This window comes from Thermosynechococcus sp. HY213, from assembly GCF_031460975.1.
In the GTDB taxonomy this organism is placed as follows: domain Bacteria; phylum Cyanobacteriota; class Cyanobacteriia; order Thermosynechococcales; family Thermosynechococcaceae; genus Thermosynechococcus.
In genome coordinates, this window is record NZ_JAVKVB010000011.1 from 193,392 (window position 1) to 218,511 (window position 25,120).

The 25,120-nt window shown below is 53.9% G+C and carries 41 protein-coding genes and 1 tRNA gene; 8 read left to right on the forward strand and 34 right to left on the reverse strand.

The features are described from left to right. Window positions 1-367: 367 nt before the first annotated feature. Complete coding sequence (locus RHK62_RS06375) at window positions 368-1,057, forward strand: transposase (RefSeq protein ID WP_310453525.1); 690 nt, start codon at window positions 368-370, stop codon at window positions 1,055-1,057. A 3-nt stretch (window positions 1,058-1,060) separates the two neighbouring features. Here RHK62_RS06375 and RHK62_RS06380 read toward each other — a convergent pair whose 3' ends face one another. Next, entirely contained in the window at window positions 1,061-2,212 is a 1,152-nt protein-coding gene (locus RHK62_RS06380) for a cysteine desulfurase family protein (protein ID WP_206201495.1), read from the reverse strand. Between the two features lie 125 nt (window positions 2,213-2,337). Between RHK62_RS06380 and RHK62_RS06385 the strand changes: the two genes are divergently transcribed. Further along, window positions 2,338-2,410: transfer RNA gene (locus RHK62_RS06385), tRNA-Ile, on the forward strand. 77 nt (window positions 2,411-2,487) lie between these two features. Beyond that, window positions 2,488-2,859, forward strand: coding sequence for a ferredoxin-thioredoxin reductase catalytic domain-containing protein (locus tag RHK62_RS06390; protein WP_206201496.1), 372 nt, complete (start codon window positions 2,488-2,490; stop codon window positions 2,857-2,859). On the opposite strand, the gene RHK62_RS06395 is transcribed toward RHK62_RS06390, so the two are convergent. Then, complete coding sequence (locus tag RHK62_RS06395; protein WP_310438380.1) at window positions 2,856-3,113, reverse strand: spore coat U domain-containing protein; 258 nt, start codon at window positions 3,111-3,113, stop codon at window positions 2,856-2,858. The two genes, RHK62_RS06390 and RHK62_RS06395, sit on opposite strands and share 4 nt — an antisense overlap. Window positions 3,114-3,335: 222 nt before the next feature. Between RHK62_RS06395 and RHK62_RS06400 the strand changes: the two genes are divergently transcribed. Then, window positions 3,336-4,670, forward strand: coding sequence for an MFS transporter (locus RHK62_RS06400; RefSeq protein WP_302679105.1), 1,335 nt, complete (start codon window positions 3,336-3,338; stop codon window positions 4,668-4,670). On the opposite strand, the gene aguB is transcribed toward RHK62_RS06400, so the two are convergent. The 32 genes from aguB to rplC are packed head-to-tail and all read right to left on the reverse strand — an operon-like array spanning window position 4,667 to window position 21,665. Further along, a complete protein-coding gene (aguB, locus tag RHK62_RS06405; protein ID WP_310438379.1) occupies window positions 4,667-5,524 on the reverse strand; it encodes an N-carbamoylputrescine amidase in 858 nt (285 codons plus the stop codon). The genes RHK62_RS06400 and aguB overlap by 4 nt on opposite strands. Further along, window positions 5,521-6,546: an agmatine deiminase family protein gene (locus tag RHK62_RS06410; protein WP_206201500.1), complete on the reverse strand. Its 1,026-nt coding sequence runs from the start codon at window positions 6,544-6,546 to the stop codon at window positions 5,521-5,523. Before RHK62_RS06410 ends, aguB begins: the two co-directional genes overlap by 4 nt. Window positions 6,547-6,555: 9 nt before the next feature. After that, a complete protein-coding gene (gene rpmE / locus RHK62_RS06415) occupies window positions 6,556-6,831 on the reverse strand; it encodes a 50S ribosomal protein L31 (protein WP_149817874.1) in 276 nt (91 codons plus the stop codon). Window positions 6,832-6,870: 39 nt separating this feature from the next. Beyond that, window positions 6,871-7,284 (reverse strand): 30S ribosomal protein S9, encoded by a 414-nt coding sequence (gene rpsI, locus RHK62_RS06420; protein WP_149817876.1) that lies wholly within the window; start codon window positions 7,282-7,284, stop codon window positions 6,871-6,873. 1 nt (window position 7,285) lies between these two features. Further along, window positions 7,286-7,744: a 50S ribosomal protein L13 gene (gene rplM / locus RHK62_RS06425; protein WP_206201501.1), complete on the reverse strand. Its 459-nt coding sequence runs from the start codon at window positions 7,742-7,744 to the stop codon at window positions 7,286-7,288. 16 nt (window positions 7,745-7,760) lie between these two features. Further along, the gene (truA, locus tag RHK62_RS06430; protein WP_206201502.1) at window positions 7,761-8,615 is read right to left on the reverse strand and encodes a tRNA pseudouridine(38-40) synthase TruA; all 855 of its coding nucleotides are present in this window, start codon (window positions 8,613-8,615) and stop codon (window positions 7,761-7,763) included. 6 nt (window positions 8,616-8,621) lie between these two features. Continuing rightward, the gene (gene rplQ, locus RHK62_RS06435) at window positions 8,622-8,972 is read right to left on the reverse strand and encodes a 50S ribosomal protein L17 (protein WP_206201503.1); all 351 of its coding nucleotides are present in this window, start codon (window positions 8,970-8,972) and stop codon (window positions 8,622-8,624) included. A gap of 22 nt (window positions 8,973-8,994) precedes the next feature. After that, complete coding sequence (locus tag RHK62_RS06440) at window positions 8,995-9,960, reverse strand: DNA-directed RNA polymerase subunit alpha (protein WP_206201504.1); 966 nt, start codon at window positions 9,958-9,960, stop codon at window positions 8,995-8,997. A 29-nt stretch (window positions 9,961-9,989) separates the two neighbouring features. Continuing rightward, the gene (gene rpsK, locus RHK62_RS06445; protein ID WP_011055959.1) at window positions 9,990-10,382 is read right to left on the reverse strand and encodes a 30S ribosomal protein S11; all 393 of its coding nucleotides are present in this window, start codon (window positions 10,380-10,382) and stop codon (window positions 9,990-9,992) included. A gap of 42 nt (window positions 10,383-10,424) precedes the next feature. After that, window positions 10,425-10,805: a 30S ribosomal protein S13 gene (gene rpsM / locus RHK62_RS06450; protein ID WP_024125578.1), complete on the reverse strand. Its 381-nt coding sequence runs from the start codon at window positions 10,803-10,805 to the stop codon at window positions 10,425-10,427. Window positions 10,806-10,838: 33 nt separating this feature from the next. Next, window positions 10,839-10,952 carry a 50S ribosomal protein L36 gene (gene rpmJ / locus RHK62_RS06455; RefSeq protein ID WP_011055957.1) on the reverse strand — a complete coding sequence of 38 codons (114 nt, stop codon included), beginning with the start codon at window positions 10,950-10,952 and terminating at the stop codon, window positions 10,839-10,841. Window positions 10,953-11,012: 60 nt separating this feature from the next. Then, window positions 11,013-11,237 (reverse strand): translation initiation factor IF-1, encoded by a 225-nt coding sequence (gene infA, locus RHK62_RS06460; RefSeq protein ID WP_011055956.1) that lies wholly within the window; start codon window positions 11,235-11,237, stop codon window positions 11,013-11,015. Next, entirely contained in the window at window positions 11,230-11,817 is a 588-nt protein-coding gene (locus RHK62_RS06465) for an adenylate kinase (RefSeq protein ID WP_206201505.1), read from the reverse strand. The genes infA and RHK62_RS06465 overlap by 8 nt, the downstream gene beginning before the upstream one ends. Next, window positions 11,817-13,127 carry a preprotein translocase subunit SecY gene (secY, locus tag RHK62_RS06470; RefSeq protein ID WP_206201506.1) on the reverse strand — a complete coding sequence of 437 codons (1,311 nt, stop codon included), beginning with the start codon at window positions 13,125-13,127 and terminating at the stop codon, window positions 11,817-11,819. The genes RHK62_RS06465 and secY overlap by 1 nt, the downstream gene beginning before the upstream one ends. Window positions 13,128-13,139: 12 nt before the next feature. Next, window positions 13,140-13,604: a 50S ribosomal protein L15 gene (gene rplO / locus RHK62_RS06475; RefSeq protein WP_206201507.1), complete on the reverse strand. Its 465-nt coding sequence runs from the start codon at window positions 13,602-13,604 to the stop codon at window positions 13,140-13,142. Between the two features lie 13 nt (window positions 13,605-13,617). Further along, window positions 13,618-14,142 (reverse strand): 30S ribosomal protein S5, encoded by a 525-nt coding sequence (rpsE, locus tag RHK62_RS06480; RefSeq protein ID WP_011055952.1) that lies wholly within the window; start codon window positions 14,140-14,142, stop codon window positions 13,618-13,620. 11 nt (window positions 14,143-14,153) lie between these two features. After that, window positions 14,154-14,516, reverse strand: coding sequence for a 50S ribosomal protein L18 (gene rplR / locus RHK62_RS06485; protein WP_206201508.1), 363 nt, complete (start codon window positions 14,514-14,516; stop codon window positions 14,154-14,156). Continuing rightward, window positions 14,517-15,080 carry a 50S ribosomal protein L6 gene (gene rplF / locus RHK62_RS06490; protein WP_302679109.1) on the reverse strand — a complete coding sequence of 188 codons (564 nt, stop codon included), beginning with the start codon at window positions 15,078-15,080 and terminating at the stop codon, window positions 14,517-14,519. It abuts the gene before it with no gap. An 18-nt stretch (window positions 15,081-15,098) separates the two neighbouring features. Next, on the reverse strand, window positions 15,099-15,500 hold the full coding sequence (rpsH, locus tag RHK62_RS06495) for a 30S ribosomal protein S8 (protein ID WP_149817898.1): 402 nt from the start codon (window positions 15,498-15,500) through the stop codon (window positions 15,099-15,101). Window positions 15,501-15,529: 29 nt separating this feature from the next. Then, the gene (gene rplE, locus RHK62_RS06500; RefSeq protein ID WP_206201510.1) at window positions 15,530-16,075 is read right to left on the reverse strand and encodes a 50S ribosomal protein L5; all 546 of its coding nucleotides are present in this window, start codon (window positions 16,073-16,075) and stop codon (window positions 15,530-15,532) included. Window positions 16,076-16,132: 57 nt separating this feature from the next. Further along, window positions 16,133-16,486, reverse strand: a complete 354-nt coding sequence (gene rplX, locus RHK62_RS06505) for a 50S ribosomal protein L24 (RefSeq protein WP_225901675.1) — start codon at window positions 16,484-16,486, stop codon at window positions 16,133-16,135. Next, a complete protein-coding gene (gene rplN, locus RHK62_RS06510; RefSeq protein ID WP_149817900.1) occupies window positions 16,486-16,854 on the reverse strand; it encodes a 50S ribosomal protein L14 in 369 nt (122 codons plus the stop codon). The genes rplX and rplN overlap by 1 nt, the downstream gene beginning before the upstream one ends. A 12-nt stretch (window positions 16,855-16,866) precedes the next feature. Continuing rightward, the gene (rpsQ, locus tag RHK62_RS06515; RefSeq protein WP_011055945.1) at window positions 16,867-17,115 is read right to left on the reverse strand and encodes a 30S ribosomal protein S17; all 249 of its coding nucleotides are present in this window, start codon (window positions 17,113-17,115) and stop codon (window positions 16,867-16,869) included. Beyond that, complete coding sequence (gene rpmC / locus RHK62_RS06520; RefSeq protein WP_206201511.1) at window positions 17,115-17,327, reverse strand: 50S ribosomal protein L29; 213 nt, start codon at window positions 17,325-17,327, stop codon at window positions 17,115-17,117. The genes rpsQ and rpmC overlap by 1 nt, the downstream gene beginning before the upstream one ends. Window positions 17,328-17,329: 2 nt before the next feature. After that, complete coding sequence (gene rplP, locus RHK62_RS06525; RefSeq protein WP_149817904.1) at window positions 17,330-17,761, reverse strand: 50S ribosomal protein L16; 432 nt, start codon at window positions 17,759-17,761, stop codon at window positions 17,330-17,332. A gap of 14 nt (window positions 17,762-17,775) precedes the next feature. Beyond that, the gene (rpsC, locus tag RHK62_RS06530; RefSeq protein ID WP_149817906.1) at window positions 17,776-18,492 is read right to left on the reverse strand and encodes a 30S ribosomal protein S3; all 717 of its coding nucleotides are present in this window, start codon (window positions 18,490-18,492) and stop codon (window positions 17,776-17,778) included. Window positions 18,493-18,504: 12 nt separating this feature from the next. Continuing rightward, complete coding sequence (rplV, locus tag RHK62_RS06535) at window positions 18,505-18,873, reverse strand: 50S ribosomal protein L22 (protein ID WP_011055941.1); 369 nt, start codon at window positions 18,871-18,873, stop codon at window positions 18,505-18,507. 30 nt (window positions 18,874-18,903) lie between these two features. Then, on the reverse strand, window positions 18,904-19,182 hold the full coding sequence (rpsS, locus tag RHK62_RS06540; RefSeq protein ID WP_011055940.1) for a 30S ribosomal protein S19: 279 nt from the start codon (window positions 19,180-19,182) through the stop codon (window positions 18,904-18,906). Window positions 19,183-19,204: 22 nt separating this feature from the next. Next, window positions 19,205-20,071 carry a 50S ribosomal protein L2 gene (gene rplB, locus RHK62_RS06545; protein ID WP_302676458.1) on the reverse strand — a complete coding sequence of 289 codons (867 nt, stop codon included), beginning with the start codon at window positions 20,069-20,071 and terminating at the stop codon, window positions 19,205-19,207. A gap of 11 nt (window positions 20,072-20,082) precedes the next feature. After that, on the reverse strand, window positions 20,083-20,385 hold the full coding sequence (locus tag RHK62_RS06550; protein ID WP_206201513.1) for a 50S ribosomal protein L23: 303 nt from the start codon (window positions 20,383-20,385) through the stop codon (window positions 20,083-20,085). Continuing rightward, window positions 20,378-21,010, reverse strand: a complete 633-nt coding sequence (gene rplD, locus RHK62_RS06555) for a 50S ribosomal protein L4 (RefSeq protein WP_302676457.1) — start codon at window positions 21,008-21,010, stop codon at window positions 20,378-20,380. Before rplD ends, RHK62_RS06550 begins: the two co-directional genes overlap by 8 nt. Window positions 21,011-21,026: 16 nt before the next feature. Next, the gene (gene rplC, locus RHK62_RS06560; RefSeq protein ID WP_206201515.1) at window positions 21,027-21,665 is read right to left on the reverse strand and encodes a 50S ribosomal protein L3; all 639 of its coding nucleotides are present in this window, start codon (window positions 21,663-21,665) and stop codon (window positions 21,027-21,029) included. 367 nt (window positions 21,666-22,032) lie between these two features. Here rplC and tgt point away from each other — a divergent pair, with 367 nt between their 5' ends. The 4 genes from tgt to RHK62_RS06580 all read left to right on the forward strand — a co-directional run bounded on the left by tgt (window position 22,033) and on the right by RHK62_RS06580 (window position 25,119). Further along, complete coding sequence (gene tgt, locus RHK62_RS06565; RefSeq protein WP_206201516.1) at window positions 22,033-23,169, forward strand: tRNA guanosine(34) transglycosylase Tgt; 1,137 nt, start codon at window positions 22,033-22,035, stop codon at window positions 23,167-23,169. Further along, the gene (locus RHK62_RS06570) at window positions 23,153-23,626 is read left to right on the forward strand and encodes a DUF2752 domain-containing protein (RefSeq protein ID WP_302676455.1); all 474 of its coding nucleotides are present in this window, start codon (window positions 23,153-23,155) and stop codon (window positions 23,624-23,626) included. The genes tgt and RHK62_RS06570 overlap by 17 nt, the downstream gene beginning before the upstream one ends. 3 nt (window positions 23,627-23,629) lie before the next feature. Next, entirely contained in the window at window positions 23,630-24,601 is a 972-nt protein-coding gene (locus tag RHK62_RS06575) for a class I SAM-dependent methyltransferase (protein ID WP_310453454.1), read from the forward strand. A gap of 86 nt (window positions 24,602-24,687) precedes the next feature. After that, window positions 24,688-25,119: a BLUF domain-containing protein gene (locus RHK62_RS06580; RefSeq protein WP_206201518.1), complete on the forward strand. Its 432-nt coding sequence runs from the start codon at window positions 24,688-24,690 to the stop codon at window positions 25,117-25,119. Window position 25,120: the final 1 nt, after the last annotated feature.

Genomic DNA, 25,120 nt, shown 5'->3' on the forward strand with positions numbered 1-25,120 from the left:
TCAGCTTGTTGCTGGACATATTGAGCTGGCACCGAACATCGGGTGCGACTAATAGCTATAGTCCACTCATGATCACCCTGACGTACGAGTACAGGCTAAAACTAACCCAGCAGCAGGCCAAGCAGATCGACCACGATCTAGACGTGTGTCGCCAAGTTTTGGAATGATGCGCTGAGGGAGCGCAAAGACTGGATTGCTTCGCGCAAATGTCCAGTCAATGCCTGCTCTGTGCCTAGCGAGTACATCATCCCAGCGGATGCCCCCTACCCCAGCTTCAACGTGCAGTGTCAACGATTAACCCAAGCAAAGCAGTTCAACCCTGATTTAGCGTCGGTTAACGCCCAAGCATCAGCAAGTCTTGAAGCAGGTGGTTGGCCTCGATGTTGGCTTGGAATACTTTCTCTCCACCTCGGACGGACTTCAACTAGCACGGCCTAGGTTTTTCGTAGAGATGCAACGCAAGCTTCAATTGCTGCAACGCAGACTGAAGCGGAAACAGATTGGGTCAGCCAACTGGAAGAAGATTCAACGCAAGGTGGCGAAGCTGCATGAACAGATTGCCCGCACCCGCAGGGACTTTCACTTCAAGGTTGCCCACCAACTTTGCGACGGGGCTGATGTGATTGTGGTGGAGGATTTGAATCTGATTGGCCTCAGTCGTGGGACGCTGGGCAAGCACATGCTGGATGCGGGTCATGGGCCATTCCTGAACTCGGTGTTGCCTTGGGTGGCCTGCAAGCGTGGCAAGGTGGTTGTCAAGGAGAAAGCAGCGGGCACCTCTCAAGAGTGTCCCAACTGTGGCGAAGCAGTCCGCAAAACGCTATCAATCCGTTGGCATGAGTGCCCCTGTGGCTGTTCAATGCCTAGGGATATTGCCGCTGCATTCGTGTTGCGGAATCGATTGATAGGCGGTGGGGCGTACCGTCTTGAAAATGCCCCTAGAGAGGTTCTGGCGGGGATGACTTTCAGGTCATCTAGTCAAGACTCTGTGAACGGGGAATCTCCTGCTATACGCGTTGGCCTAAGCCTGCCGTTAGGCATAGCGTTACCGGGATGAGCGTCAACTCTGGTGGCGTAGTTGTTGAATGCTGTGGTGAATCTGCTGAAGCGCTAAATCAATCTCGGTCTCTGTGGTGGTACGTAATAAACCAAATCGCAGCGAAGCATGAGCAAGGGTGGGCGATCGCCCCAAGGCAAGCAGAACGTGAGACGGTGTTGGTTTGTCGCTACTACAGGCTGCCCCCGTTGAGAGGGCAACATGGGGATAAATCGACTGTAGGAGGGCATTGCCCTCAACCCCACCAATACTGACATTGAGACAGTTGGGTAAACTCTGTTGCCAATCACCATTGAGATAAATGTCTCCAAGGGAGGCTAAGCCCTGCCACAGCCGTTCTTTCAGGTGCCGCAGATGGGGAATATCCGTGGCTTGACGTTCCTGAGCGAGTCGTACTGCTACCCCAAAGCCGACAATGAGGGGAGTGGCCAAGGTTCCGGATCGCCAGCCCTGTTCTTGACTGCCACCATGAAGTTGAGGCGCAAGTTGGACGCGGGGGCGATCGCGCCGCACATAGAGGGCACCAATGCCCTTTGGTCCGTAGAGTTTATGGGCAGTCAGGGACATGAGATCCACCTGAAGCGCCTGAACATCCAAGGGAATTTTGCCCAAGGCTTGAGCGGCATCGGTGTGGAAGAGTACCCCGCGATCGCGACAGCGGCGACCAATCTCGGCCAAGGGTTGGAGCACCCCAATTTCATTATTGGCAGCCATCACGGATACCAAGATGGTCTCATGGGTAAAGGCTTGCTCTAACTCAGCCAGATCAATGAACCCTTTCTCATTCACCCCTAGATAGGTCACCCGAAAGCCAAGGGACTCCAAATAGCGACAGGGAGCGAGCACTGCATTGTGTTCTGTCTGCACGGTAATGATATGGCGACCGCGACTGTAGTAGGCTTCAGCCACCCCCTTGATTGCCAAGTTGTCTGCTTCAGTGGCACCACTGGTGAAAATGATTTCTTCGGGATGGGCATGGATGGCTGCGGCAATCGTTTCACGGGCAAGATCAATGGCGGCGGCGGCCTCCCAACCATAGGCATGGGCACGATTACTGGCATTGCCGGGGCGATCGCTAAAATAGGGCAACATGGCTGCCAGTACTTGGGGATCCACCGGTGTGGTTGCCAGTCCATCTAAGTAAATTGGCTTCATCCCCAGTCTTCTTGAAACCCCTTCTCCTTTAGCCTAGCAAGGAACCCCGCACTCAATGGCCATTCAGACCATCTGGCGGTAGAAAGCGCCAAGTGGGACTATATTGAAAAGTGATAGGCATTTTCCCAGGGTTGGCCGAGCGGATGAGGCAGCGAACTCATAATTCGCCATAGGCTGGTTCAACTCCAGCACCCTGGATCTTTTAATCCAGTCAACGCCAATCCAGCGATCGCCTTCCGCTAAACTGAAAGAAGTTTCGTGTCGCAAATTTTGCCATGAGTAGCACCTATAAACCGCAACAGGCCTCCGACAAAAATCTTGAAGCCATGCGCAAGTTTGCGGAAACCTATGCTAAGCGCACAGGAACCTACTTTTGCTCAGATTTGGGGACAACGGCGGTTGTTCTGGAAGGATTGGCCAAGCATAAAGACGACTACGGCTCTCCCCTGTGTCCCTGCCGCCACTATGAAGACAAAGAAGCAGAGGTAGAAGCGGCCTACTGGAACTGCCCCTGTGTGCCCATGCGCGAACGGCGGGAGTGTCACTGCCTTCTCTTTTTAACTCCGGATCATCCCTTTGCGGGTACAGCTCAGGAGATTTCCTTTGAACAAATTCGCGAGGAAACCAATCGCTTTACGGTTTCTTAGTATTCCAGTGTCACTACAATCGTATTGCTGTAGATGCCCGCAGGCACAAACTGCCGGGTGGGGATGCGACCAAAAATTTCAAGGGTTGTAGGGGCATGATTCACAGGCACTAAGGTACGCAAACTGCTCCCACCGGTACCATCCCCCCAGATTTGGGTGCGAGCGGCATCAATGTAAAGGTTGTAGTCAAGGCGCCCCCTGCCAGAGGTCATTTGTCGAGGGATAAAAGGATCGGCATTGCCAGTAGGCGCCAAGGTTTAGGCCAGTCACGCTGTTAATGGTGCAGTTTGCAAAAGTAACTGTCGGTAGAGCTAGGCCGCTGGCGATCGCGAGCAGGATACTGAGATGTAGCTGCACCACTCACAGGTATTTAAGAACAACCTACGCCAATCCAATCATAGTTCATCCGTGATTTCCCTTGGCAGACATCCCCCTAGGGGGGATATAGTAAACGCGTGGGTTCTGAGGTGGCCACCATGACCTTTCAACTTCCTCCCCTGTTGCAGTGCCTACGGAATCGAGCCTTTGCCGGTCTCTATACGGCGCAAACGATCAATCTGATTGGGGATGCGTTCACATGGCTCGGCTTAGCACTCCTTGCTTTTGAGTTAGCAGGAGAGAATTCAGGACTGTGGCTCTCAACTGCCTTAACGCTGCGGGTCACCATTTTTGTGCTATTGGCTCCTATTGCTGGTGTCTTAGCAGATCGATTGGATCGCAAGGGATTGATGGTGACTACCCATCTTGTGCGGATGGTTTTGGTATCCTTCTTGCCGTTTGTTACTGACGGCTGGCAACTGTATCTCGTAGTGGCTTTGCTGAGTGGCTTTCACGCCCTTTTTACCCCAACCTACACGGCCACATTACCCTTGATTACGACGGCTGAAGAGTGCCCACCGGCGATCGCCCTCTCGAATGCCACGTACCAACTCCTGAGTGTTTTAGGCCCAGCCCTCGCAGGTAGTGTTGCGGCGTTATGCAGTACCCGTTCAGTGTTCTTTTTGGATGCTTTGACCTTTTTGGTTGCAGCGGTGTTGATTGCTGGGCTGCCCACTGCTTTGATCGTACCTAGAGCAGGATCAGTCCCCCCCCGTAGCGGATTTCTTGAGGAGCTAAGTGTTGGTAGTCAGTGCCTTTGGTGGGATGCAGCAATTCGCTATGGATTACTACTGCAATTGGTGGCGGCGATCGCTGGCGCGGAAATTTTGGTGAATACCGTCGGCTATGTTCAGGGCACGCTACAGGCAGGAAGTCAGGCCTACGGCTCAATCATGGCGGCATTTGGTGTGGGTGCTACTTTGGCTGCGGTGATTTGGGGTTCTTCCTGTCGCAGGATGAGTGCAGTGGTGGTGATGGCCCTAGGGGGGATACTGACGGTGCTGCCGCTGTTGGCTGCCTATGGTGCCAATGTCCCTACCCTCGCTCTGTTGTGGGCGATCGCGGGTATCGGTAAAACCCTCGTCAATGTGCCTATGCAGACGGTAATTGCTGAGAGAGTGGCCGTGGACTTGCAGGGTCGGGTTTATGGCGCTCAGTTTGCTTGGAGTCATCTTTGGTGGGTCTTGGCCTATCCCCTAGCGGGATGGTTCGGCAGTCAGTTTCCAGCCCAACATTTTTTCTATACTGGCCTCAGTAGCATGGTGCTTTTCATCGCTTTTGTGGTGTTGACCCAACCGTGGCACCTGCGGCATCTCCCCGCTGGTTTTTGGCACACTCATCCCCATGAGCACGACAGCGAGCATGATCATTGCCATCGGCTACAGGCTCATCAGCACCTACACTTTCATCTCCAGCCAAGCCACGGCAATTAACTAACACCATCCGCAGTCAACAGGGCTTTGTAGAGGCCGGGTCGGCGATCGCGAAAGAAGCCATAGGCCGCCCGTAGGCGTTCAATTTCCTCTAAATCAAATCTATGGACAAGCACTGCTTCTTGGGTGCGATCAGCCTCGGCCACCAGATCTCCCCTTGGATTAGCAATAAATGAACTGCCATAGAATAGTTGTCCCCCCTCATCACCCACACGGTTGGCTGCCACCACTGGAATCACATTTGCCACTGCATGACCAACCATCACCCGCTGCCACGGGTCTTTGGTGTCCAGTGTGGGATCGTGGGGTTCACTGCCAATGGCAGTGGGATACACGAGCACTTCTGCTCCCATCAGGGTCATCACCCGTGCAGCCTCTGGAAACCACTGATCCCAGCAGATGCCGACACCGATTTTGCCGTAGCGGGTACGCCAGACTCGAAAGCCTGTATTGCCGGGGCGGAAGTAAAACTTTTCCTCATAGCCGGGGCCATCGGGAATATGACTTTTGCGATAGACACCGAGGTTGACACCCCCCGCATCAATCATGGCCACACTGTTGTAATAGACGGTGCCCGCCTTTTCAAAAAAGGACACTGGAATCACCACCGCCAGTTCCCGCGCCAAGGCCTCAAAGTGAGCAATTGTTGGGTGGTTTTTCACGGGGTGTGCCCGCTGAAAGTGACTCTCCCGCTCTTCCTTACAAAAATAGTGACCTTCAAATAGCTCTGGCAGGACAATGACCTGTGCCCCCTGCTGATGCGCCTGCCGCACTAGATCACTGAGGTGCAGAATATTGGTCTCAACATCATCGGTCAGTTGAGCTTGAATGGCAGCAACGGTCAGTGTTCTCATAGTTCCTGCTGAGTAATGCAATGGAAGGCGCCTCCCCCTTCTAAAATCGTCCGTGCGGGAAGGCCAACAGTTTTGCGACTGGGAAAGAGCTTGGCGATCGCCTCAACCGCTTTGGCATCCGCTTCGACACCATAGGTGGGGACGACAACGGTGGTATTGGCAATATAAAAATTGACATAGCTAGCGGGTAAAATCTCCCCCTTTCGACTCGTCACCCGCCCCGGCGAAGGCACTGGGATCACCTCTAGGGAGCGCCCCTTGGCATCCGTTAGCGTTTGCAACTGCTCATAAATCGTCAGCAGGACATCGTAGTTCGGATCCTCAGGGCTGTCGGGCAGCATACAAACCACGGTTGCCGGAGCCACAAAACGCACCAGCGTATCGATGTGACCATCGGTGTGATCGTTGGCCAGTCCCGATTCAATCCAGAGGATTTTGCTCACGCCAAGGGCGGGCTTGAGGCGGGCTTCCACTTCTGCGCTGTCTAAATAGGGATTGCGGTTGGGGTTGAGGAGGCACTGGCGGGTGGTGAGGCAGGTTCCTTCGCCATCCACTTCGATCGCCCCCCCCTCCAAGAATAACGGCATCGCCCCATAGGGGAGGCCGATGGCTAGAGCAAGGCGCACAGCCAAGTCACTATCGCCGGGAAGTTGATACTTCTTGCCCCAACCATTAAAGGGCAAACAGAGGAGTCGGCGCTCCCCTGCCTCATTGATTAAGCCCACAGGAGCGGTATCCCGCAGCCAAATGTCACCAAAGGGGAGCTGATAAAACTGTGGATTCAGATCCCCGAGATAAGAACGAGCAGTGGCTTCTCCCACCTCATCTAGCACCAGAATCTTCAGTTGCTCCCCGCGGCACTGACCTGTTACGGGATCGGGGTCAGCGATCGCGCGACACAGGGCAGTAAATTCTAAACGCACCTGCGGTAATAGTTCTCCCCACAAATCCTCGTGACTGGGGAAAGCTAACCAACAGGCGCGATGGGGCAGCCACTCAGCCGGCTGAAAAAAGGGGGACATGAAGAGCGATTAGCCCTTTTTGTTGGTTTTGGGTGCAGGTTTAGCGGCAGCTTTTTTCCCTTTAGCAGTTTGCTGGGGTTTGGCACCGCTGTATTTCCGGCGGAAGCGTTCCACCCGCCCTTCAGCGTCAACGATTTTCTGAGTACCCGTGAAGAAGGGATGGTTGCCTGACCAGATATCCACGTGCAGTTCGGGTTTCGTGGAACCCACGGTCATCACTACTTCACCGTCACAATAGACTTTGGCTTCGGGATACCACTGGGGATGAATGTTCGGTTTTGGCATAGGCGTCTCACCACAAACGAGAAGTAAAAGACGAAAATCCTAACGTTTTGAGTATTGGGGGGCTTTGCGGGCTTTGCGCAGACCGTATTTACGCCGCTCCTTGGCACGGGGATCGCGGGTGAGATAGCCTTCCGTTTTCAGCGGCTTGCGGTTTTCGATGTCCAGTTGACACAGGGCGCGGGCAATCCCTAAACGAATGGCATCTGCTTGCCCCGTCAAACCACCCCCCGTGGCATTGACATAAATATCATAGCTACTTTCAAGGCCAAGGGTTTCAAGGGGGGCTTTCACCAAGTTGAGATAGGTGGGGTTGTTTTGCAGGTAGTCAGCCCCATTGCGGCCATTGATCAACAGTTGACCGCTACCGGGGATCAGGCGCACCCGTGCCACCGCCGACTTACGGCGACCGGTTCCCAAATAAACTACCCGCTTAGACTGATCAGCAATCTGCATGTTAGGCTCCCGGAATCGTGTTAATGGTCAAAGGCTGGGGTTTTTGCGCTTGGTGGGGATGCTCTGGCCCAGCATAAACTTTCAGCTTGGTAAAGAGTTTACGGCCAAGGGAATTTTTCGGCAGCATCCCTTTGACAGCATGCTCAATAATCCGCTCGGGAATGCGGGCTTGCAGTTGATCAAAGGTTTCAATTTTCATGCCGCCGGGGCGTCCCGAGTGACGACGGTAGAGTTTTTGGGAGCGTTTTCTGCCGGTGACGGTGACTTTCTCGGCATTGATGACAATCACAAAGTCACCCGTGTCCATGTGGGGGGTGTAAATGGCTTTGTTTTTACCCCTGAGAATACGGGCAATTGCTGCGGCTAGCCGACCCAAGCGTTGATCAGCGGCATCAATGACATACCACTGGGGAGCAAGGTCATCCACGGCGGGCAGTGGTGTCTTTACGGTACTGGTCATCACAAACTCCATGATTCTATGCAATGGACAATTCAGGGCTAATGGAGGCTAACTGAAACTGGGGCATCGCCTCGGTGCACAGGGCAAGGGGGAAAGGCGATTCAGGATAACCCACCCCCAATAGACAAAGGCCTACAGGGGGGGCAGCATACTTGACGAGGTGGCGTTGCTCCTGCTGCCAAATTTCCGTAAAACTGGCGGGCGATCGCTGGCCTTGCCCCACCTGTACCAAGAGTCCCACCAACAGGCGCATCATGCCGTAGAGAAACCCCGAAGCTTGCACCTCAATTTCCACAAGGGCACCGCGCCGCTGGCAGCTCACCGCCTGCACCTCCACCCAAGAATGGGCACGATTCGAGCCCGAACGGTGAAAGGCACTGAGGTGATGCCGCCCCAATAATGGCTGAAGCACGGCTGCCATTTTTTCCACATCTAAGGGGGCATAGTAGTAGTGCCATGTCCAAGGGCGCAGAAAGATATTGGGGCAGGGATCGGTATAGAGGGTATAGCGATAGCGACGCCACAGCGCCGAGAAACGGGCATGCCAGTGATCGGGCACCACTGCCGCCGCACGAATCACCACATCGGCAGGCAAGCGAGCATTGAGAATCCCCGGCCAACGATGAACGGGAATGGGCGAGTTGACCGTGACGTGAGCCACTTGACCAGCAGCATGAACCCCTGTATCGGTGCGACCGGCTGCGACAACAGAGACGGGATGATTGACAACACTGGCGATCGCCTGCTCAATCACCTCCTGTACTGTGCGCTGTCCCACCTGCCGTTGCCAGCCGTGGAAATGGGTGCCCTGGTACTGAATAAGCAGTGCCAAGCGTTGGCCGCTCTGAGGAGGTGCGATCGCCGTCATCATTGCCTGCTACACCAGTTCAATGACCGCCAATTCGGCATTATCACCTCGCCGCCGCACACTGCGGATAATGCGGGTATAGCCACCCTTGCGATCGCCATAGCGCTCTGGAGCTTGGGCAAACAGAGCATGCACCAGTTGCTTATCGTAGAGATAGCCAAGAGCACGCCGCCGTGCCGCCAAGGAGCCATCCTTTGCCAAGGTGATCATCCGCTCCGCCTCTGCGCGTACCGCCTTTGCCCGCGCTTTGGTGGTGGTAATGCGGCCATGGCGAATCAATTCAGTGGTCAGTGCCCGCAGCAGTGCTTTTCGTTGATCGGCTGGCAGTCCTAGCTGGGGAACCCGACGTTGGTGACGCATAGACAAACCTCATTCAATCTCTCTAGTTACGGGCAGCTTTTTGGGGCGGTAGCGTAATGCCCAAGTGTTTTTGCAGTGCTTCGATCACTTCCTCGGCAGACTTTTGACCGAAGTTTTTGATCTCCAGTAGCTCTTCTTGGGAATACTCAAGGAGGTCAGCGACCGTATTGACTTGGGCACGCTTGAGACAGTTGTAGGCACGCACCGACAAATTGAGTTGCTCAATGGGAATTTGTCCCGTTTCGTCATGCTCATCGGTGGTGGTGGCCTCAGAGGTGTGCAGGGGCACTTCCTTCAAGGGGCTAAAGAGATCCACGAGAATCGTTGCCGCCTGATTGAGGGCATCTTGGGGGGTCAAGCTGCCATTCGTCCAGATTTCCAGTTTTAGATAGTCTTGGAGCTGGCGATCGCCCTCTGCACCCGCACTGCGCACCGAATCAACGGTATAGTTGACCCGCCGCACGGGCATAAAGACCGCATCCAATTGCAGATAGTCCAAGGCAAGGCGATCGTCCCGTACCCGCTCCACCGAGCGATAGCCACGATCCTGTTCAATCTTGAATTCCATCTCCAAGGTTGCCCCCGGCATCAGCGTGGCAATATAGTGGTTGGGGTTGACCACTTCCACTTCAGAGCCAAGTTGCACCATGCCAGCAGTAACCGTCAATGGCTCATTCTCAGGGGCTTGGGCAAAAAGGCGACCCATTTGGGGTTCTGAGGTGTGGCTGCGAATCACCAACTGCTTCATTTGCAGCAAAATGTCCATGACATCTTCGCGCACACCGGGAATTGTTGAAAACTCATGATTCACACCGGCAATGCGCACCGCTGTCACGGCACTACCGGGTAAGTTGGCAAGAAGAACCCGCCGCAGGGCATTCCCCACCGTAATCCCTTGACCGGGGGCGAGGGGGTACAGCGCAAATTGGCCGTACTGCCCTTGATCCTCCTCAACCCGTGTTTCCAAACATTCAATTTGATATGCCATAACTGTGCTCCCAAGTGACCCAAACGAACCTAAACCCGCCGCCGTTTGGGGGGACGGCAACCATTGTGGGGAATGGGGGTCACATCCCGAATGAGGGTAATTTCTAGACCTGCGGCTTGCAACGCCCGAATCGCTGTCTCGCGACCAGAACCGGGACCACTCACCATGACCTCAATTTGCCGCATTCCCTGATCAATGGCACGGCGAGCTGCATTATCAGCAGCAGTTTGAGCTGCAAAGGGTGTGCCTTTTTTGGCACCTTTGAAACCACTGGAGCCAGCGGAGGCCCAAGCAATCACCTCACCATTGGGGTCGGTAATTGAGACAATCGTGTTATTAAATGTGGACTGAATGTGGGCAACGCCACTGGGGACATTGCGCTTTTGCTTACGAGGGCCAGAGCGTTTTGCAGAGGGTGCCATAATCTATCCAAACCGTGAATCAGGTAGCAGGAGCGGAAAAATTTATTTCTTAGCAGCGGGTTTTTTCTTACCCGCCACAGTGCGGCGACCACCACGACGGGTGCGCGCATTGGTACGGGTGCGCTGACCACGAACCGGCAATCCAAGGCGATGCCGCCGCCCGCGGTAGCAGCCAATGTCCATGAGCCGCTTGATATTCATGGCCTCGAGACGGCGCAGATCCCCTTCCACTTGGTACTCGTCAATCGCAGCCCGCAGTGCCGCAATATCGGCATCCGTCAAATCGCGAGTGCGGGTATCTGGGTTAACACCCGTTTTTGCCAAAATTTCCTTGGAGCGGGTCAAGCCGATGCCATAGATGTAGGTGAGGGCAATTTCAATGCGTTTGTCGCGGGGTAAATCAACACCAGCAATACGAGCCATGAATCTAGTTCCTATGTGTGCAACAACAGTGGGTTACCCTTGGCGCTGCTTGTGCTTCGGATTGGTGCAGATCACCATGACCCGACCACGTCGCCGAATGACGCGGCATTTTTCACAAATACGCCGTACCGATGCTCTTACTTTCATATCAGTTGCTCATGTAGTCGCAAATTTTATATCTTAGCAGAGTGGCCAACAAAGATCAAACTACTTTTTGCGCAGGCGATAGGTAATCCGCCCCTTGGTCAGGTCATAGGGGGTCAATTCAACCTTCACGCGATCGCCCGGCAAAATTTTGATGTAGTTGCGGCGAATCTTACCGGAAATATGGGCAAGGACATTAAAGCCATTGTCCAGATCCACCCGAAACATGGCGTTGGGCAATGACTCGGTCACTGTCCCTTCAATTTCAATAGCATCCTGTTTAGACACGGTTCACCTCCCCAATACGTGCTTGAATGGCAGCAGTTACCTCTTCGATCGTACGTGTTCCATCAATGTGCACAAACTTGGGATGACTCATGTACTGTTGAATCATCGGTAGGGTTTCCCGCTCATAGACCTGTACCCGCTTGAGGATGGTTTCAGGGGTATCATCGGAGCGCTGCTGACCATTGGCCGCTTGCTGAGCACGCTTGAGGGCGCGTTCCTGGAGAATCGCAGCAGGCACATCTAAGAAGAGCAAGTAATCATAGTCTTGGTGAATGCTTTTGAGCATCTCCTCAAAGACTGCTGCTTGTACCACATTGCGGGGAAAACCGTCCAAAAGCCAACCCGCAGCCGTATCTGGCTGTTGCAAGCGATTGGCCACCATATCCACAATCACCTGATCCGGTACCAGTTCACCGCGATCCATGTAGCTTTGAGCCTGTTGACCGAGGGGGGTGCCCGCAGCTCGCTCTGCCCGCAGAATATCCCCTGTAGAAATATGGGGAATCCCCAAAAGTGTGGTCAGAATTGCTGCCTGTGTCCCTTTGCCCGAACCAGGGCCGCCAAACAAAATTAAGCGCATTACTGCTTCACCATCCCCTCATAACGTTGTGAAATCACATAGGTTTGAATCTGTTTTGAGGTGTCAATGGCCACCCCCACCAAGATCAACAGGGAGGTCGCCCCCAGCCCTTGAAATGTTGTTACTTTGGTTGCACTTTCGACTGCCGTGGGAATAATCGCCACCAGACCCAAAAAGATCGCCCCTAGGAATGTCAGGCGGTTGAGAACCCGCTCTAGGTAATCAGAGGTGGCTTTCCCCGGTCGAATTCCCGGAATACTAGCGCCCATCTTTTTCAGGTTTTGGGACATATCCACAGGGTTAACAATCAAAGAAGCGTAAAAGTAGCTAAAGAAGAGAATCAAGAGCAAGTAGAAAATCACATATGCCCATGGGGTAGGACCTGCGGGGGAAACATAGCTGGCCAGTCGTGCCACGAGTTCGTTGCGGGTAAACTGCGCCAAGGTGGAAGGCAGAATGAGTACCGCTGAGGCAAAGATAATTGGCATCACCCCCCCTTGGTTTAAGCGCAGGGGCAGGTAACTGGTTTGCTCGCGGTAGAGTTTGCGCCCCACTTGGCGACGTGCCGAAACAATGGGGATGCGGCGAGTCCCCTCTTGCACAAAGACAATGCCGACAATCATGGCCAAAAAGACGGCCACCAAAATAACGATGCCGCCAATATTGCCCCCACTTTCGGCGAGGGCGATCGTCTGACCCACTGAGGCAGGCAAGTAGGCAACAATGCTCAAAAAGATCAAGAGTGAGGCTCCATTACCCACGCCCCGCTCAGTAATCAATTCCGAAATCCACATCACCACCATTGAGCCAGCGGTCAGGCCAAGGACAATTTCAGCAACAAACCACGCCCCCGGATGCAAAGCCGCACCGGGAATGGAACTGACAAAAATGGCAATGCCAAAACTTTGCAGAACTGCCCAGCCCACAGCCACGTAGCGAGTAATTTGGGAAATTTTGCGGCGGCCGGCTTCTCCCTCATCCTTTTGCAGCCGCTCCAAGGAGGGGAGAGCAGCAGTCAGCAATTGCATGATGATGGAGGCGTTAATATAGGGCAGAATGCCGAGGGCAAAAATCCCAAGGGCAGAGAGGCCACCGCCTGAAAAGATGTCGAGGAAGCGAATCACGGCATTATCTTGGACGCTCTGGGCAAAAACGGCGCGATCGATCCCCGGAATGGGTAGATAAATCCCCAGCCGTACCAAGATCAATAGCCCAATGGTGATCAGGAGTCGACCCCGCAGACCAGCCGCTTGAGCCATCTGCATAAAGGTTTCTTGGGCAGTGGGTGCCTTGCCGCGATTCACAATCATATTGGGGTTCCTCTATTCACTGTCGGCAGCAACGGAGGTCTCCACACATACCCCACCAGCAGCTTCAATCTTGCTGCGGGCACTGCCACTAAAGGCAGCGGCATGAACCTCTAGCTTGACGTTTAGCTCACCATCCCCCAGCACTTTGAGGGGATATTTGGCGGTGGTGAGAATGCCAGTCTCAAGGAGAGACTCAACCGTCACTACACTATTGGCGGGTAGGGTATTGAGACGACCCACGTTGATCGTAGTGTAAACCTTCCGGTTGACGAGGGGAAAGTGCTTGAGTTTGGGGAGACGACGGTAGAGGGGGTTTTGACCGCCTTCAAAGCCGGGACGGGTGGGGCGACCAGAACGGGATTTTTGCCCGCGCATCCCAAAGCCACCACTTGCCCCTTGACCTGCGGCAATGCCCCGACCAATCCGCCGTTTGCGTCGTCGCGATCCCGCTTGGGGGTGCAGATCTTGAAACCGCATGGACAACTCCTACCTATTTGCTATAGAGGTTTTCAATGGGGATTTCCCGCTCCTCGGCAACTTCTTGGAAGGTGCGCAAGGCCGCAAGGGCTTCGAGGGCGGCGCGGGCATTGTTGAGGGGGTTGCTGGAGCCTAGTTGTTTGGCCAGCACGTTGCGTACCCCTGCTAGTTCTAGAACGGTGCGCACAGAGCCACCAGCAATTACCCCGGTTCCCGGTGCAGCGGGGCGAATCATGACGCGGGCAGCACCGCCTTCGCCAAAAGTGGGGTGGGGAATAGAGTTGGATTTGGTGATCGGGACATCAATCAGGTGCTTTTTGCCATCGGCCACACCTTTGCGCACCGCACCAATGACATCGGCAGCCTTACCGACGCCCACACCCACTTGGCCACGCTCGTTGCCAACAACCACAATGGCACGGAAGCTCAGTTTCTTACCGCCTTTGACTACTTTGGAGACGCGGCGGATCTGGACGACCCGCTCTTGCCAGTCGGTTTCTTTTTCAACTTTGCGGGGGTTTTTACGACGATTTGCCATCGGGTCATCCTCTAAAAGTCTAGTCCAGCTTCACGGGCGGCATCCGCCAAGGCCTTGACACGACCATGGTAGAGATTGCCACCGCGATCAAAGACAACGCGCTCAATGCCAGCGGCTTTGGCACGCTCTGCAATTAGTCGCCCCACTTCAATAGAGGCGGCACAGGTGCTGCCATCCCCCAGCTTTTGCCGCAGTTCTGGCTCAACACTGGAAGCGGCCACAAGGGTATGGTGCCGGGTGTCATCAATCACCTGAGCATAGATGTGCTGATGAGAACGAAAGACAGCGAGGCGGGGGCGATCGCTGGTACCTTTGACTTTGCGGCGAATGCGCTGATGCCGACTTTGGCGAGCCGCAGTACGAGTTTGTTTCATCTATTTCTTCCCTGTCTTACCAACTTTACGACGCACAAATTCACCCATATAGCGAATGCCCTTGCCTTTGTAGGGTTCAGGGGGACGTACGGCGCGAATACGGGCAGAGGTGTTGCCGACTAGTTCTTTATCAATGCCACTGACAAGGACAATCGTGCCCTGCTGCACTTTTTTACCTTGGTTGTCCTCAATTTCTAGGGTAATGCCCTCAGGTGGCACAATCTCAACGGGGTGGCTGTAGCCCATACTGAGGACAAGGGTTTTGCCTTGGAGTTGGGCGCGGTAACCGACCCCTTGAATCTCCAGCTTTTTCGTAAACCCTTGGGAGACGCCTTCCACCATGTTGGCCAATAGCGTGCGGCAGAGGCCGTGGCGTTCTTTAGCAGGTCGAGAATCATCGCGGCGTTTGACAACAATATTTTCGCCCTCTTGGGCAACATTCACCTCGGGCGGAAAAACCCGACTCAGTTGACCCTTGGGGCCTTTGACCGTGACTTGCTGCCCGTCTAGGGTGAGGGTAACATTCTTTGGCAGGGGGATGGGACGCTTGCCAATACGAGACATGTGGGACTTCCTCCGAGCTTACCAAACGTAACAGAGTACTTCGCCGCCAATGCCCTGCTTCCGTGCCTCGCGATCAGTCATGATGCCGCTAGAGGTGGAGATGATGGCAATGCCGATACCACCGAGCACTCGGGGCAACTCACGGGAATTGGCATAGACGCGCAGACCGGGTTTGCTCACCCGCTTGAGCGCAGTAATAATCGGCTGGCGCTGCTTACCGCGATATTTTAGGGAAACCACAAGATGCCGTTTGATGCCGTCCCCTTGCTCTTCAAAATCGCGAATAAACCCTTCCGCTTTCAGCACCTGCGCAATACTGCGGGTCATGCGCGTGGCCGGAATGGTGGTGGTTTGATGACGCGCAAGGTTTGCGTTGCGGATGCGAGTTAGCATATCGCCAATCGTGTCATTTACTGCCATAGTTGCTCCTTAAAAATCTGCCTCCGGCGTTAGTTCTCACGGAACGGCATGCCCATTGCTTTGAGCAGGGCGCGTCCTTCTTCATCAGTATTGGCAGTGGTGATGATTGAGACATCCATGCCGCGAATTTGATCAATGTCGTCGTAGTTGACTTCGGGGAAAATCAGTTGCTCGCGCAAACCTAGGGTGTAGTTGCCCCGGCCATCAAAGCTTTTGGGGTTGACACCGCGAAAGTCACGGATCCGTGGCAGTGCCAAGTTAATCAAGCGATCCAAAAAGGCATACATGCGATCGGATCGCAGCGTCACGGCCACACCAACGGGCATGCCTTTGCGAATTTTGAAGCCAGCGATCGCCTTCTTGGCGCGGGTGACCACGGGCTTTTGTCCCGTAATCGTGGCAATTTCGGCAATGGTGGCTTCAAGGGCTTTGGCATTTTGCGCCGCTTCCCCCAGACCGCGGTTGACGGTTATTTTGACAATCTTGGGGACTTGGTGAATGTTTTTGTACTGAAACTGCTGCATGAGCTGCGGCACAACGGTTTTGTTGTAGTGATCTTTGAGGCGTTGGGACATGGGGCTTCTCCTAGGGGCATTCTCTGGGCTGGGTCAGAGAGGGAAAACGGGTTAGACCTAATCAATGATTTCGCCAGTTTTCTTGAGCATGCGCACCTTACGGCCATCTTCGGTGTAGGTGTAACAGATGCGGCTGGCCACGTTGTGCTTGGTGGAGTAGAGCATCACTTTACAACTGTAGATGGGAGCCTCCTTGGTGATGATTTGGCCGGATTCTCCCTCTTGGCGGGGCTTCACATGTTTGGTTTTCAGGTTCACCCCTTTGACAATCACCTGACTGGTTTTGGGGAAGACCGCAAGGACTTCGCCGACTTTAGCTTTGTCGCTGCCAGCGATGACTTGAACCGTGTCCCCTTTTTTCACGTGCATGCGATAGCGCACTGGCTTTTTGTTTGCTTTCTTGGCCGCCATTAGAGTACCTCCGGTGCCAATGAAACAATTTTCGTAAAGTTTTTATCCCGCAGTTCACGAGCCACAGGACCAAAGACACGGGTACCGCGAGGGTTACCCTCTTGGTTGATCAAGACAGCGGCATTGTCATCAAAGCGAATGCTCATGCCACTTTCACGGCGGATGGTTTTGCGGGTGCGCACAATGACAGCGCGAACCACATCGGATTTTTTCACGGCCATATTGGGGGTGGCATCTTTGACGGTGGCAATGATCACATCGCCGACACTGCCGTAGCGACGGTTACCGCCGCCGAGCACACGGATGCAGAGGAGCTTTTTGGCGCCGCTATTGTCGGCAACGTTGAGATAGGTTTCCTGTTGAATCATGGCTGGCTCTCCTTAGGCAGTGCGAGGACTGAGAATCTCGGCAATGACCCAACGCTTGGTGCGACTCAGGGGACGGGTTTCCCGAATGCGCACGCGATCGCCCACTTTGGCTTCGTTATTTTCATCATGGGCTTTGTAGCGGCGGGTTTTGACGACAATTTTGCCGTACTTGGGGTGGGGGGCGCGGTTTTCGACGGCAACGACGACGGTTTTTTGCATTTTGTCGCTGACGACGACGCCAACACGTTCTTTAACTGCCATTAGTCTTGGCCTCCACTGCGGCGACGTTCATTCTCAAGGGTTAAAAGCTGTGCCAACTCGTGGCGCAGATGCTTAAATTGATGGGGCTTGACCTCTTGGCGGGTGGCTTTTTTGAAGCGGAGATCAAAGAGTTCTTTTTTAATGGCGGCAATGCGATCGCTCACCTCTTGATCACTCAGTTCCCGCAGGTCTTTCATTTTTGTCAGTGCCATTCTTAACCCTCCTGTTGTTCCTCTTCTTGATTGCGCACCAGAAAACGGGTCTTGATCGGCATTTTGTAGGCAGCAAGGCGCATGGCTTCGCGGGCAACCGCCTCCGGCACACCGGCAATTTCATACATAATGCGACCGGGTTTGACCACTGCCACCCAGTATTCCGGTGAGCCTTTCCCTGACCCCATCCGCGTTTCGGCAGGCCGCATTGTCACGGGCTTATCGGGGAAAATGCGAATCCAGATTTTGCCACCGCGGCGGATATAGCGGGTCATGGCACGACGGCCAGCCTCAATTTGCCGTGAGGTGATCCAAGCGGGTTCAAGGGCTTGAAGGGCATAGTCGCCAAAGTGGATAGAGTTACCGCGACTGGCAACCCCCGTCATGCGACCCCGCTGCTGTTTGCGAAATTTTGTACGCTTTGGACTTAACATCGCTGGCTTCCCTGTTAGTTAGAGCGATTTTCAAATTGGGGTAGGCGGCGTTGGGGACTGCGGCGACTGGGTTCCCGTGTTACGGCTTCGGTTTGTCCCGGCAGTACCTCACCTTTAAAGATCCACACTTTCACGCCCAAAATGCCGTAGATTGTGCGGGCGGTGCGGTAGGCATAGTCAATGTCTGCCCGTAGGGTATGCAGAGGAACGCGACCCTCCCGTGTCCACTCGGTACGGGCAATTTCCGCCCCATTCAGGCGACCCGCCACTTGGACTTTGATCCCCTCAATGCCTGCTCGCTGTGCCCGCTGAATGGCTTGGCGCACGGCGCGTCGGAAGGCCACCCGTCGCTCTAGTTGCTGGGTGATGTATTCCGCCAAGAGGCTGGCCTCAGCATCGACACGGTTGACTTCCACCACGTTCACTTTGATCGTGCGGTTGCTAGGGAGCATCTGCCGCAGTTGCTTGCGCAGTTCCTCAATCCCTTGGCCGCCTTTACCAACGACGACGCCGGGACGAGCGGTGCGAATTTGCAACTCCACTTGATCCGCTTTGCGCTCAATGCGCACTTCCGCAATGCCAGCGTTGGCCAGTTGCTTGTTAATAAACGTGCGGATGCGGTGATCCTCCTGTAATAGCTCAGGATAGCGATCGCTATCGGCGTACCAGCGGGAGCGATGTTCTTGTGTAATGCCGAGGCGAAAGCCAATTGGGTGAATCTTCTGTCCCACGGTGGTATCCTTCTACGATTCGTCAGCAGTGTTTTGGGGCGCCACAGCAATCGTGATGTGGCAGGTGGGCTTGCGAATTTGGTAAGCGCGGCCCTGGGCGCGAGGGCGAAACCGCTTCAGGCAAGGCCCTTGATCGGCATAGGCTTGACTAATTACCAAGGTGGCGGGATCCAAGCCTAAATTGTGGGTGGCATTGGCTGCCGCCGATCGCAAGACCTTTGTAATCGGCTCACAGGCACGATAGGGCATAAAGCGCAGCATAATCAGGGCATCGCGGTAGGTGCGACCCCGCAGTTGATCCAGTACCCGCCGCACCTTGTGGGGTGACATGCGGACATACTTGGCGCAGGCACGGGCAGTAGGAGAAGAGGTAGAAACCATAGACGGCTATCCCAGACGCGAACAAGAGAATCAATGGCGGGCTTTTTTATCGCCCTTAACATGACTGCGGAAGTTGCGGGTGGGGGCAAATTCCCCCAGTTTGTGACCCACCATCTGCTCAGTGATGTACACGGGCACGTGCTGCTTGCCGTTGTGGACGGCGATCGTGTGGCCAATCATTTCTGGCACAATCGTTGAGGCACGCGACCACGTTTTGATCACTTCCTTGGCATTGCGCTCATTGAGGGCTTCAATCTTGCGTAAGAGATGATCCGCCACAAAGGGGCCTTTTTTTAATGAACGTCCCATAACCTAACTTCTCCGCAAAAACCTAAGACTGACGACCACCGCGACCCCGCTTGGAAGACTTCTTACGACGCCGCACGATGAGAGCATCGCTGAGTTTTTTCTTCTTGCGAGTTTTGTAGCCAAGGGTGGGTTTACCCCAAGGCGTGACAGGCCCAGGACGACCAATGGGGGCGCGTCCTTCACCCCCACCGTGGGGGTGATCCACCGGGTTCATCACCGAACCGCGCACCTTCGGACGACGACCTTTCCAGCGATTGCGACCCGCTTTCCCTAAGCTGATGTTGTTGGCTTCAACATTCCCCACTTGGCCAATGGTGGCATAGCACTCCTTGCGGAAGAGCCGCACTTCACCCGAGGGAAGCTTGAGGGTGACCATATCCCCTTCTTTGGCCACTACTTGTGCCATCGCACCAGCAGCTCGCACCATTTGCGCACCGCGACCGGGGATAATTTCCACATTGTGCACACTGGTACCCAAGGGAATTTTGCCCAGAGGAAGGGAGTTACCCACTTCAATAGGGGCATCGGGACTGGCAATAACCTCGGTGCCGGGGGTCAAATCTCGAGGATGGATGATGTAGCGTTTCTCGCCATCGCGATAGTGGAGCAGGGCAATGCGGGCATTGCGGTTGGGATCGTACTCCACAGTTGCCACTTTGGCGGGGACATTGAGCTTGCTACTGCGGCGAAAATCCACAATACGATAGCGACGCTTGTGGCCACCCCCCCGCCGCCGACTGGTAATGACACCGCGATTGTTGCGGCCTTTGTCGCGCTTGAAGCCACGGGTCAGCGACTTTTCGGGCTTGTCGGTGGTAATTTCAGCAAAGTCAGAAACAGTTTTTTGGCGAACGCCGGGGGTGTAGGGTCGGTAAACGCGAATGCCCATGATCTACTCCGTTAAACTTCGGGGAAGAGAACGATCTTGCTGTCGGGGGCAAGGGTGACGATCGCCCGCTTGTAGCGAGGACGATGACCAACAAACCGACCCACACGGCGCTCTTTAGGGGGCAGATGATAGGTATTCACTGCTGTAACTTTGACGTTAAAGAGTTCTTCAATCGCAGCCTTGATTTGCGGTTTGGTGGCGCGCCGGTCCACATCGAAGCTGTATTGATTGTTTTCCAATAAAATCGTGGCCTTCTCTGTGATGATGGGGCGCTTGATGAGATCCGCAAGGGCGCGGGGTTGGACTTTAGTCACCGTACACCTCCTGAATTTTGGCGATCGCGCCAGTGGTGGCAACAATGCGATCGGCATAGAGTAAATCAAAAACATTCAATTGATCGGCACGCAGGAGTTTCAGGGTGGGCACATTTCGCGCCGAGAGTGCCACCATTTCGGCAATGTCTTCCACCAGTAGCAGCACCTTTTGCTCTGGCTCAATGCCCCAGCGTTGCAGCGCCGTCACCAGTTCCTTGGTTTTGGGACGGGGCAAGTGATCGGCAAAGTCTTGAACCACAATCAAGTCTTCAACGCGGCTCATCAGGGCTGTGCGCAGGGCAAGCCGCCGCTCCTTACGATTCATTTTTTGGCTGTAGTCGCGGGGCTTAGGACCAAAGATCACACCGCCCCCCCGCCAGAGGGGAGAACGAATCGAACCAGCACGGGCACGCCCTGTTCCTTTTTGCCGCCAAGGTTTGCGACCGCCGCCGCGCACTTCGGCACGGGTTTTGGTGGAAACGGTTCCCTGCCGAGCATTGGCTAACTGCCGCACAAGGGCACGATGAACAATATGACTGGCGGTTTCAGGTTTTGCCGTCGTTAGATCAAGGGTGGCTTCACCACTGTCGGCACCCTGCCAGTCTTTAACCACACATGCAACCATAACTACTCTCCAGCCCTTATTTGCGACCGACAACCTTGGCGGGGGTAATGCTCACCAGTGCCCCCGGTTTACCCGGTAGTGCCCCTTTGATCAGGATTAAGTTGCGCTCAGGATCAACGCGCACCACCTGCAATTTGCGAATGGTGACTGCCGTATTGCCCATGCGACCGGCCATCCGCTTGCCGGGGAAAACCCGACCCGGGGTGGTTCCTGCCCCAGTGGAACCGGGCAGACGGTGGTTTTTCGAGCCATGCGCCATTGGACCGCGCTTAAAATTGTGGCGTTTTTGATAGCCCGCAAAGCCTCGGCCAATGCTGGTGCCGTGGACATCCACAAGCTGCCCCGGACTAAAAATATCAACGGTGATGGCCTGACCCAATTGATAGGCAGAGGCATCTTCGAGGCGAAATTCCCGCAGATGACGCATGGGGGGCGTTTGCGATTTGTTGAGGTGGCCGCGCTCGGGGCGACTCAGGTTTTTCTGCCGCACTTCGCCGTAGGCCACTTGAATGGCCGTGTAGCCGTCGGTTTGGGGGGTTTTGATTTGTGTGATCGGACACGGCCCCGCTTGTACCACCGTAATGGGGACAGATCGACCCGCCTCGTCAAAGATTTGGGTCATGCCCAACTTTGTCCCTAAAATACCAACTGTCACGATCGCGTTCCTTAAAAATACGAATCACAACAAAACAGCGAGAGGCAGCCCGTAGGCTACACCTCGGCAGATTCCTACAGTTAGGAATGGTGGATTGACCCAGCAGTTACACGGTCAAGACGATGACGCTCAAGGCGCATCCATCGTTGATCAAGGACAGGCGCAGGTAAAGATGGCAAGGCTATGATTGCAAGTTGCGAACACGCTGCCACCCCTGGATCAGTGGAACCAAGGACTTAAGGGGGTTGAGGCGATCGCGCCCACTCAGTATCCGTTTTTGGTCACAAGTTTTAATCATAGATCAGCGATTGTGGGTTTGTCTAGGCATTTGGTAACATTTTTTACGCCTTCTTGTGGATCCAGCAGCGTGTTTGAATTTGTCTGCCAGCAGGACTGTGCCCATACCCAAGCGCGGGCAGGCCTGTTTCACACCCCCCATGGCGCAGTGGCAACGCCGCGTTTTATGCCCGTGGGTACTTTAGCGAATGTGAAAACCCTCACCCCAGAACACCTCAAGGCGGCGGGCGCTCAAATGGTTTTGGCCAACACCTACCATTTGCACCTGCAACCGGGGGAAGACATTGTGGCCGCAGCGGGGGGGCTGCACCGTTTTATGGGCTGGTCAGGGCCAATTCTCACGGATTCGGGGGGGTTTCAGGTCTTTAGCCTCAGCGAAATGCGGCAAATTTCCGATCAGGGGGTGGTGTTTCGTTCACCCCACGATGGTCAAATCATTGAACTGTCACCCGAGCGGGCGATCGCCATTCAAGAGGCCTTGGGGGCAGATGTGATCATGGCCTTTGATGAGTGCCCCCCCTATCCTGCAAGCCGGCAGGCAGTGATCCAAGCGACGCAACGCACCCTGCATTGGCTAGAGCGCTGCATTGCTGCAAAGCAACGATCCGATCAAGCCCTCTTTGCCATTGTGCAAGGGGGAGTGTATGCCGATCTGCGGCGAGAATGTGCTGCGGCGATGCTGCCCTATGACTTGGCGGGCTATGCCATTGGTGGCGTGAGTGTGGGGGAACCCAACAGTGCCATGCATGAAATTGTGGCGGTGACGGCTCCCCTCTTGCCTGCCCATAAGCCACGTTATTTGATGGGGGTGGGAACTCACTTAGAAATGTTGCGGGCGATCGCTGCCGGGGTCGATCTCTTTGACTGTGTGATTCCCACCCGCTTGGCTCGCCACGGCTGTGCCATTGTCCAAGGGCAGCGCTGGAACCTAAAAAATGCTCGCTTTCGCCGCGATTATGAACCCTTGGATCCCACCTGTCCCTGCTATACCTGCACCACCTTTAGCCGAGCCTACCTAAGTCATTTAGTGCGTGCCAAGGAGCTACTGGCCTACACCTTACTCTCGATTCATAATGTGACGGAACTGATTCGGTTCACCCAAGCAGCACGCCAAGCCATTTTAGAGGAGCGATTTGTGGCGTTTGCGGCAGAATGGGAGCAGCGACTGTTGGTGAATGCCGAGGAACCGGATGCTGCGCTTCTCTGATGCCGTTTTATCGAAACAGGAACGCTTGAGCCGCTGGGGCTTTTTGGGACTGACCACAGCACCTTTAGTGGGAGCGGCACTCTTTAACCATACGGGGACGCCGCCTTTTTTACTTTGTCTTTTTCGAGCAACAACGGGTATTCCCTGTCCAGGCTGCGGTCTGACCCGTTCCTTTATGGCGATCGCTCGCGGCAATGTTGAAGATGCCCTGAGAATGCATCTCTTTGGCCCTGTGCTCTTTCTCGCATTTACGGTGATGGCGGTTTTTATAGGCCTAGAGCTGAAAACTGGCCGGCGATTGCAGCACACCCCCTTTCGCTACATCAATGAACGCATTCAAAACTGGTGGTGGCTAGGGGTGATTTATCTTGGCTACTATGGTTTGCGGCTGTACAGCCTATTTCACACCGGGGAATTTTATATCAATCCCCTAAAAAACATCTTTCTGAGGAGTTAATCAATGACTATCTCCATTCATTACGTTGATCCCAAGACAAAAGCACCACTTAGAAAGGATCATACTGCGTACTATAGTGAGACGGGTTCTGTTTATCCAATTGTTAATCAGATTCCTAGATTTGTAGATTCAAGCCAAAACTACACCCAAAGTTTTGGTCTGCAATGGAATAAGTTCTCAAAAACACAAATAGATGATACAGATCAAAAACAATCTGAAACTCGATTCTTTGCAACAACAAACTGGCAGCCTGAGGAGCTTGCTGGCAAAAGTATTTTAGAAGCTGGTTCTGGTGCAGGTAGATTTACACGGGTTATCCTAGAAAAAACGTCTGCTTATCTTTGGAGTTTTGATTATTCAGAGGCGGTTGAGGCAAATTGGCAAAATAATTCTGATATTGCTGGCGGAAGATTACACCTATTTCAGGCGAGCATCTATGACATCCCTTTGCCTGAAGCCTCTTTTGATAAGGTGTTTTGTTTTGGGGTTCTACAACATACACCTGACTTTGAAGAATCTGTAAAAAATCTGATTAAATACGCAAAAATCGGTGCTGAGATTGTGGTTGATTTCTATCCGATTAAAGGTTTTTGGACAAAAATACACGCAAAATATCTTTTAAGACCCTTGACAAAAAAGATGTCACACCAAGCTCTGTTGAATTTAATTGAGAAGAATATTGATAGTTTAATTACGTTATTTGATTTTTTAGTGAAAGTTAAACTAGGCGTACTGACTCGATTTTTACCAATTGTTGATCTACGAACAATTCCTAGTACTGTGGATCAGCAAAAACGCCGTGAATGGGCAATTTTAGACACCTTTGATATGTTCTCGCCGGAGTATGACAATCCCCAAAGAATAAAAGATGTTGCTGCTATGTTTGAACGTCACGGAGCTAAGGTTACTTTTGCCGGATTTGTCAAATCAAGCGCTGGCACTAGCGCAGTGGTCAGAGGCGTTCGCGAAACTTAAAGTAAAGATCACGGGAGTCGTCTTTAGCAAGGGTCCCTTTCATGGGATATTGAAATCGGTTGTGTGCGATCGAGAACCGGAGACCCATGAGATTACATCGCTTGCTTTATCTCAGTTGTGCCACAGATGGCCTGTCCTACCCAGACCTGCGGGATATTATGGCCAAGTCAGAGGTGAACAATCTCCGCGATGGCATTACGGGAATACTGTGCTACGGCAACGGCATGTTTCTGCAAACCTTAGAGGGCGATCGCCAGAAAGTGAGTGAAACCTACGCCCGCATCCTCAAGGATCCCCGCCACCACAGCGCTGAGATTATTGAATTCAAAGCGATCGCAGAGCGCACCTTCATCAATTGGTCAATGCGTCTGGTGCAGTTGGGCGAGATGGACAGTGATAAAATTCGGTACCTGCGGTTAAAATACTCACCAGCAGCAACCTTTCAGCCCACCTCAATGACGGCTGAGCAATGTTTTCACTTCCTCAAAGAACTCTATGAAATGAGCCAAGGAACTTAGT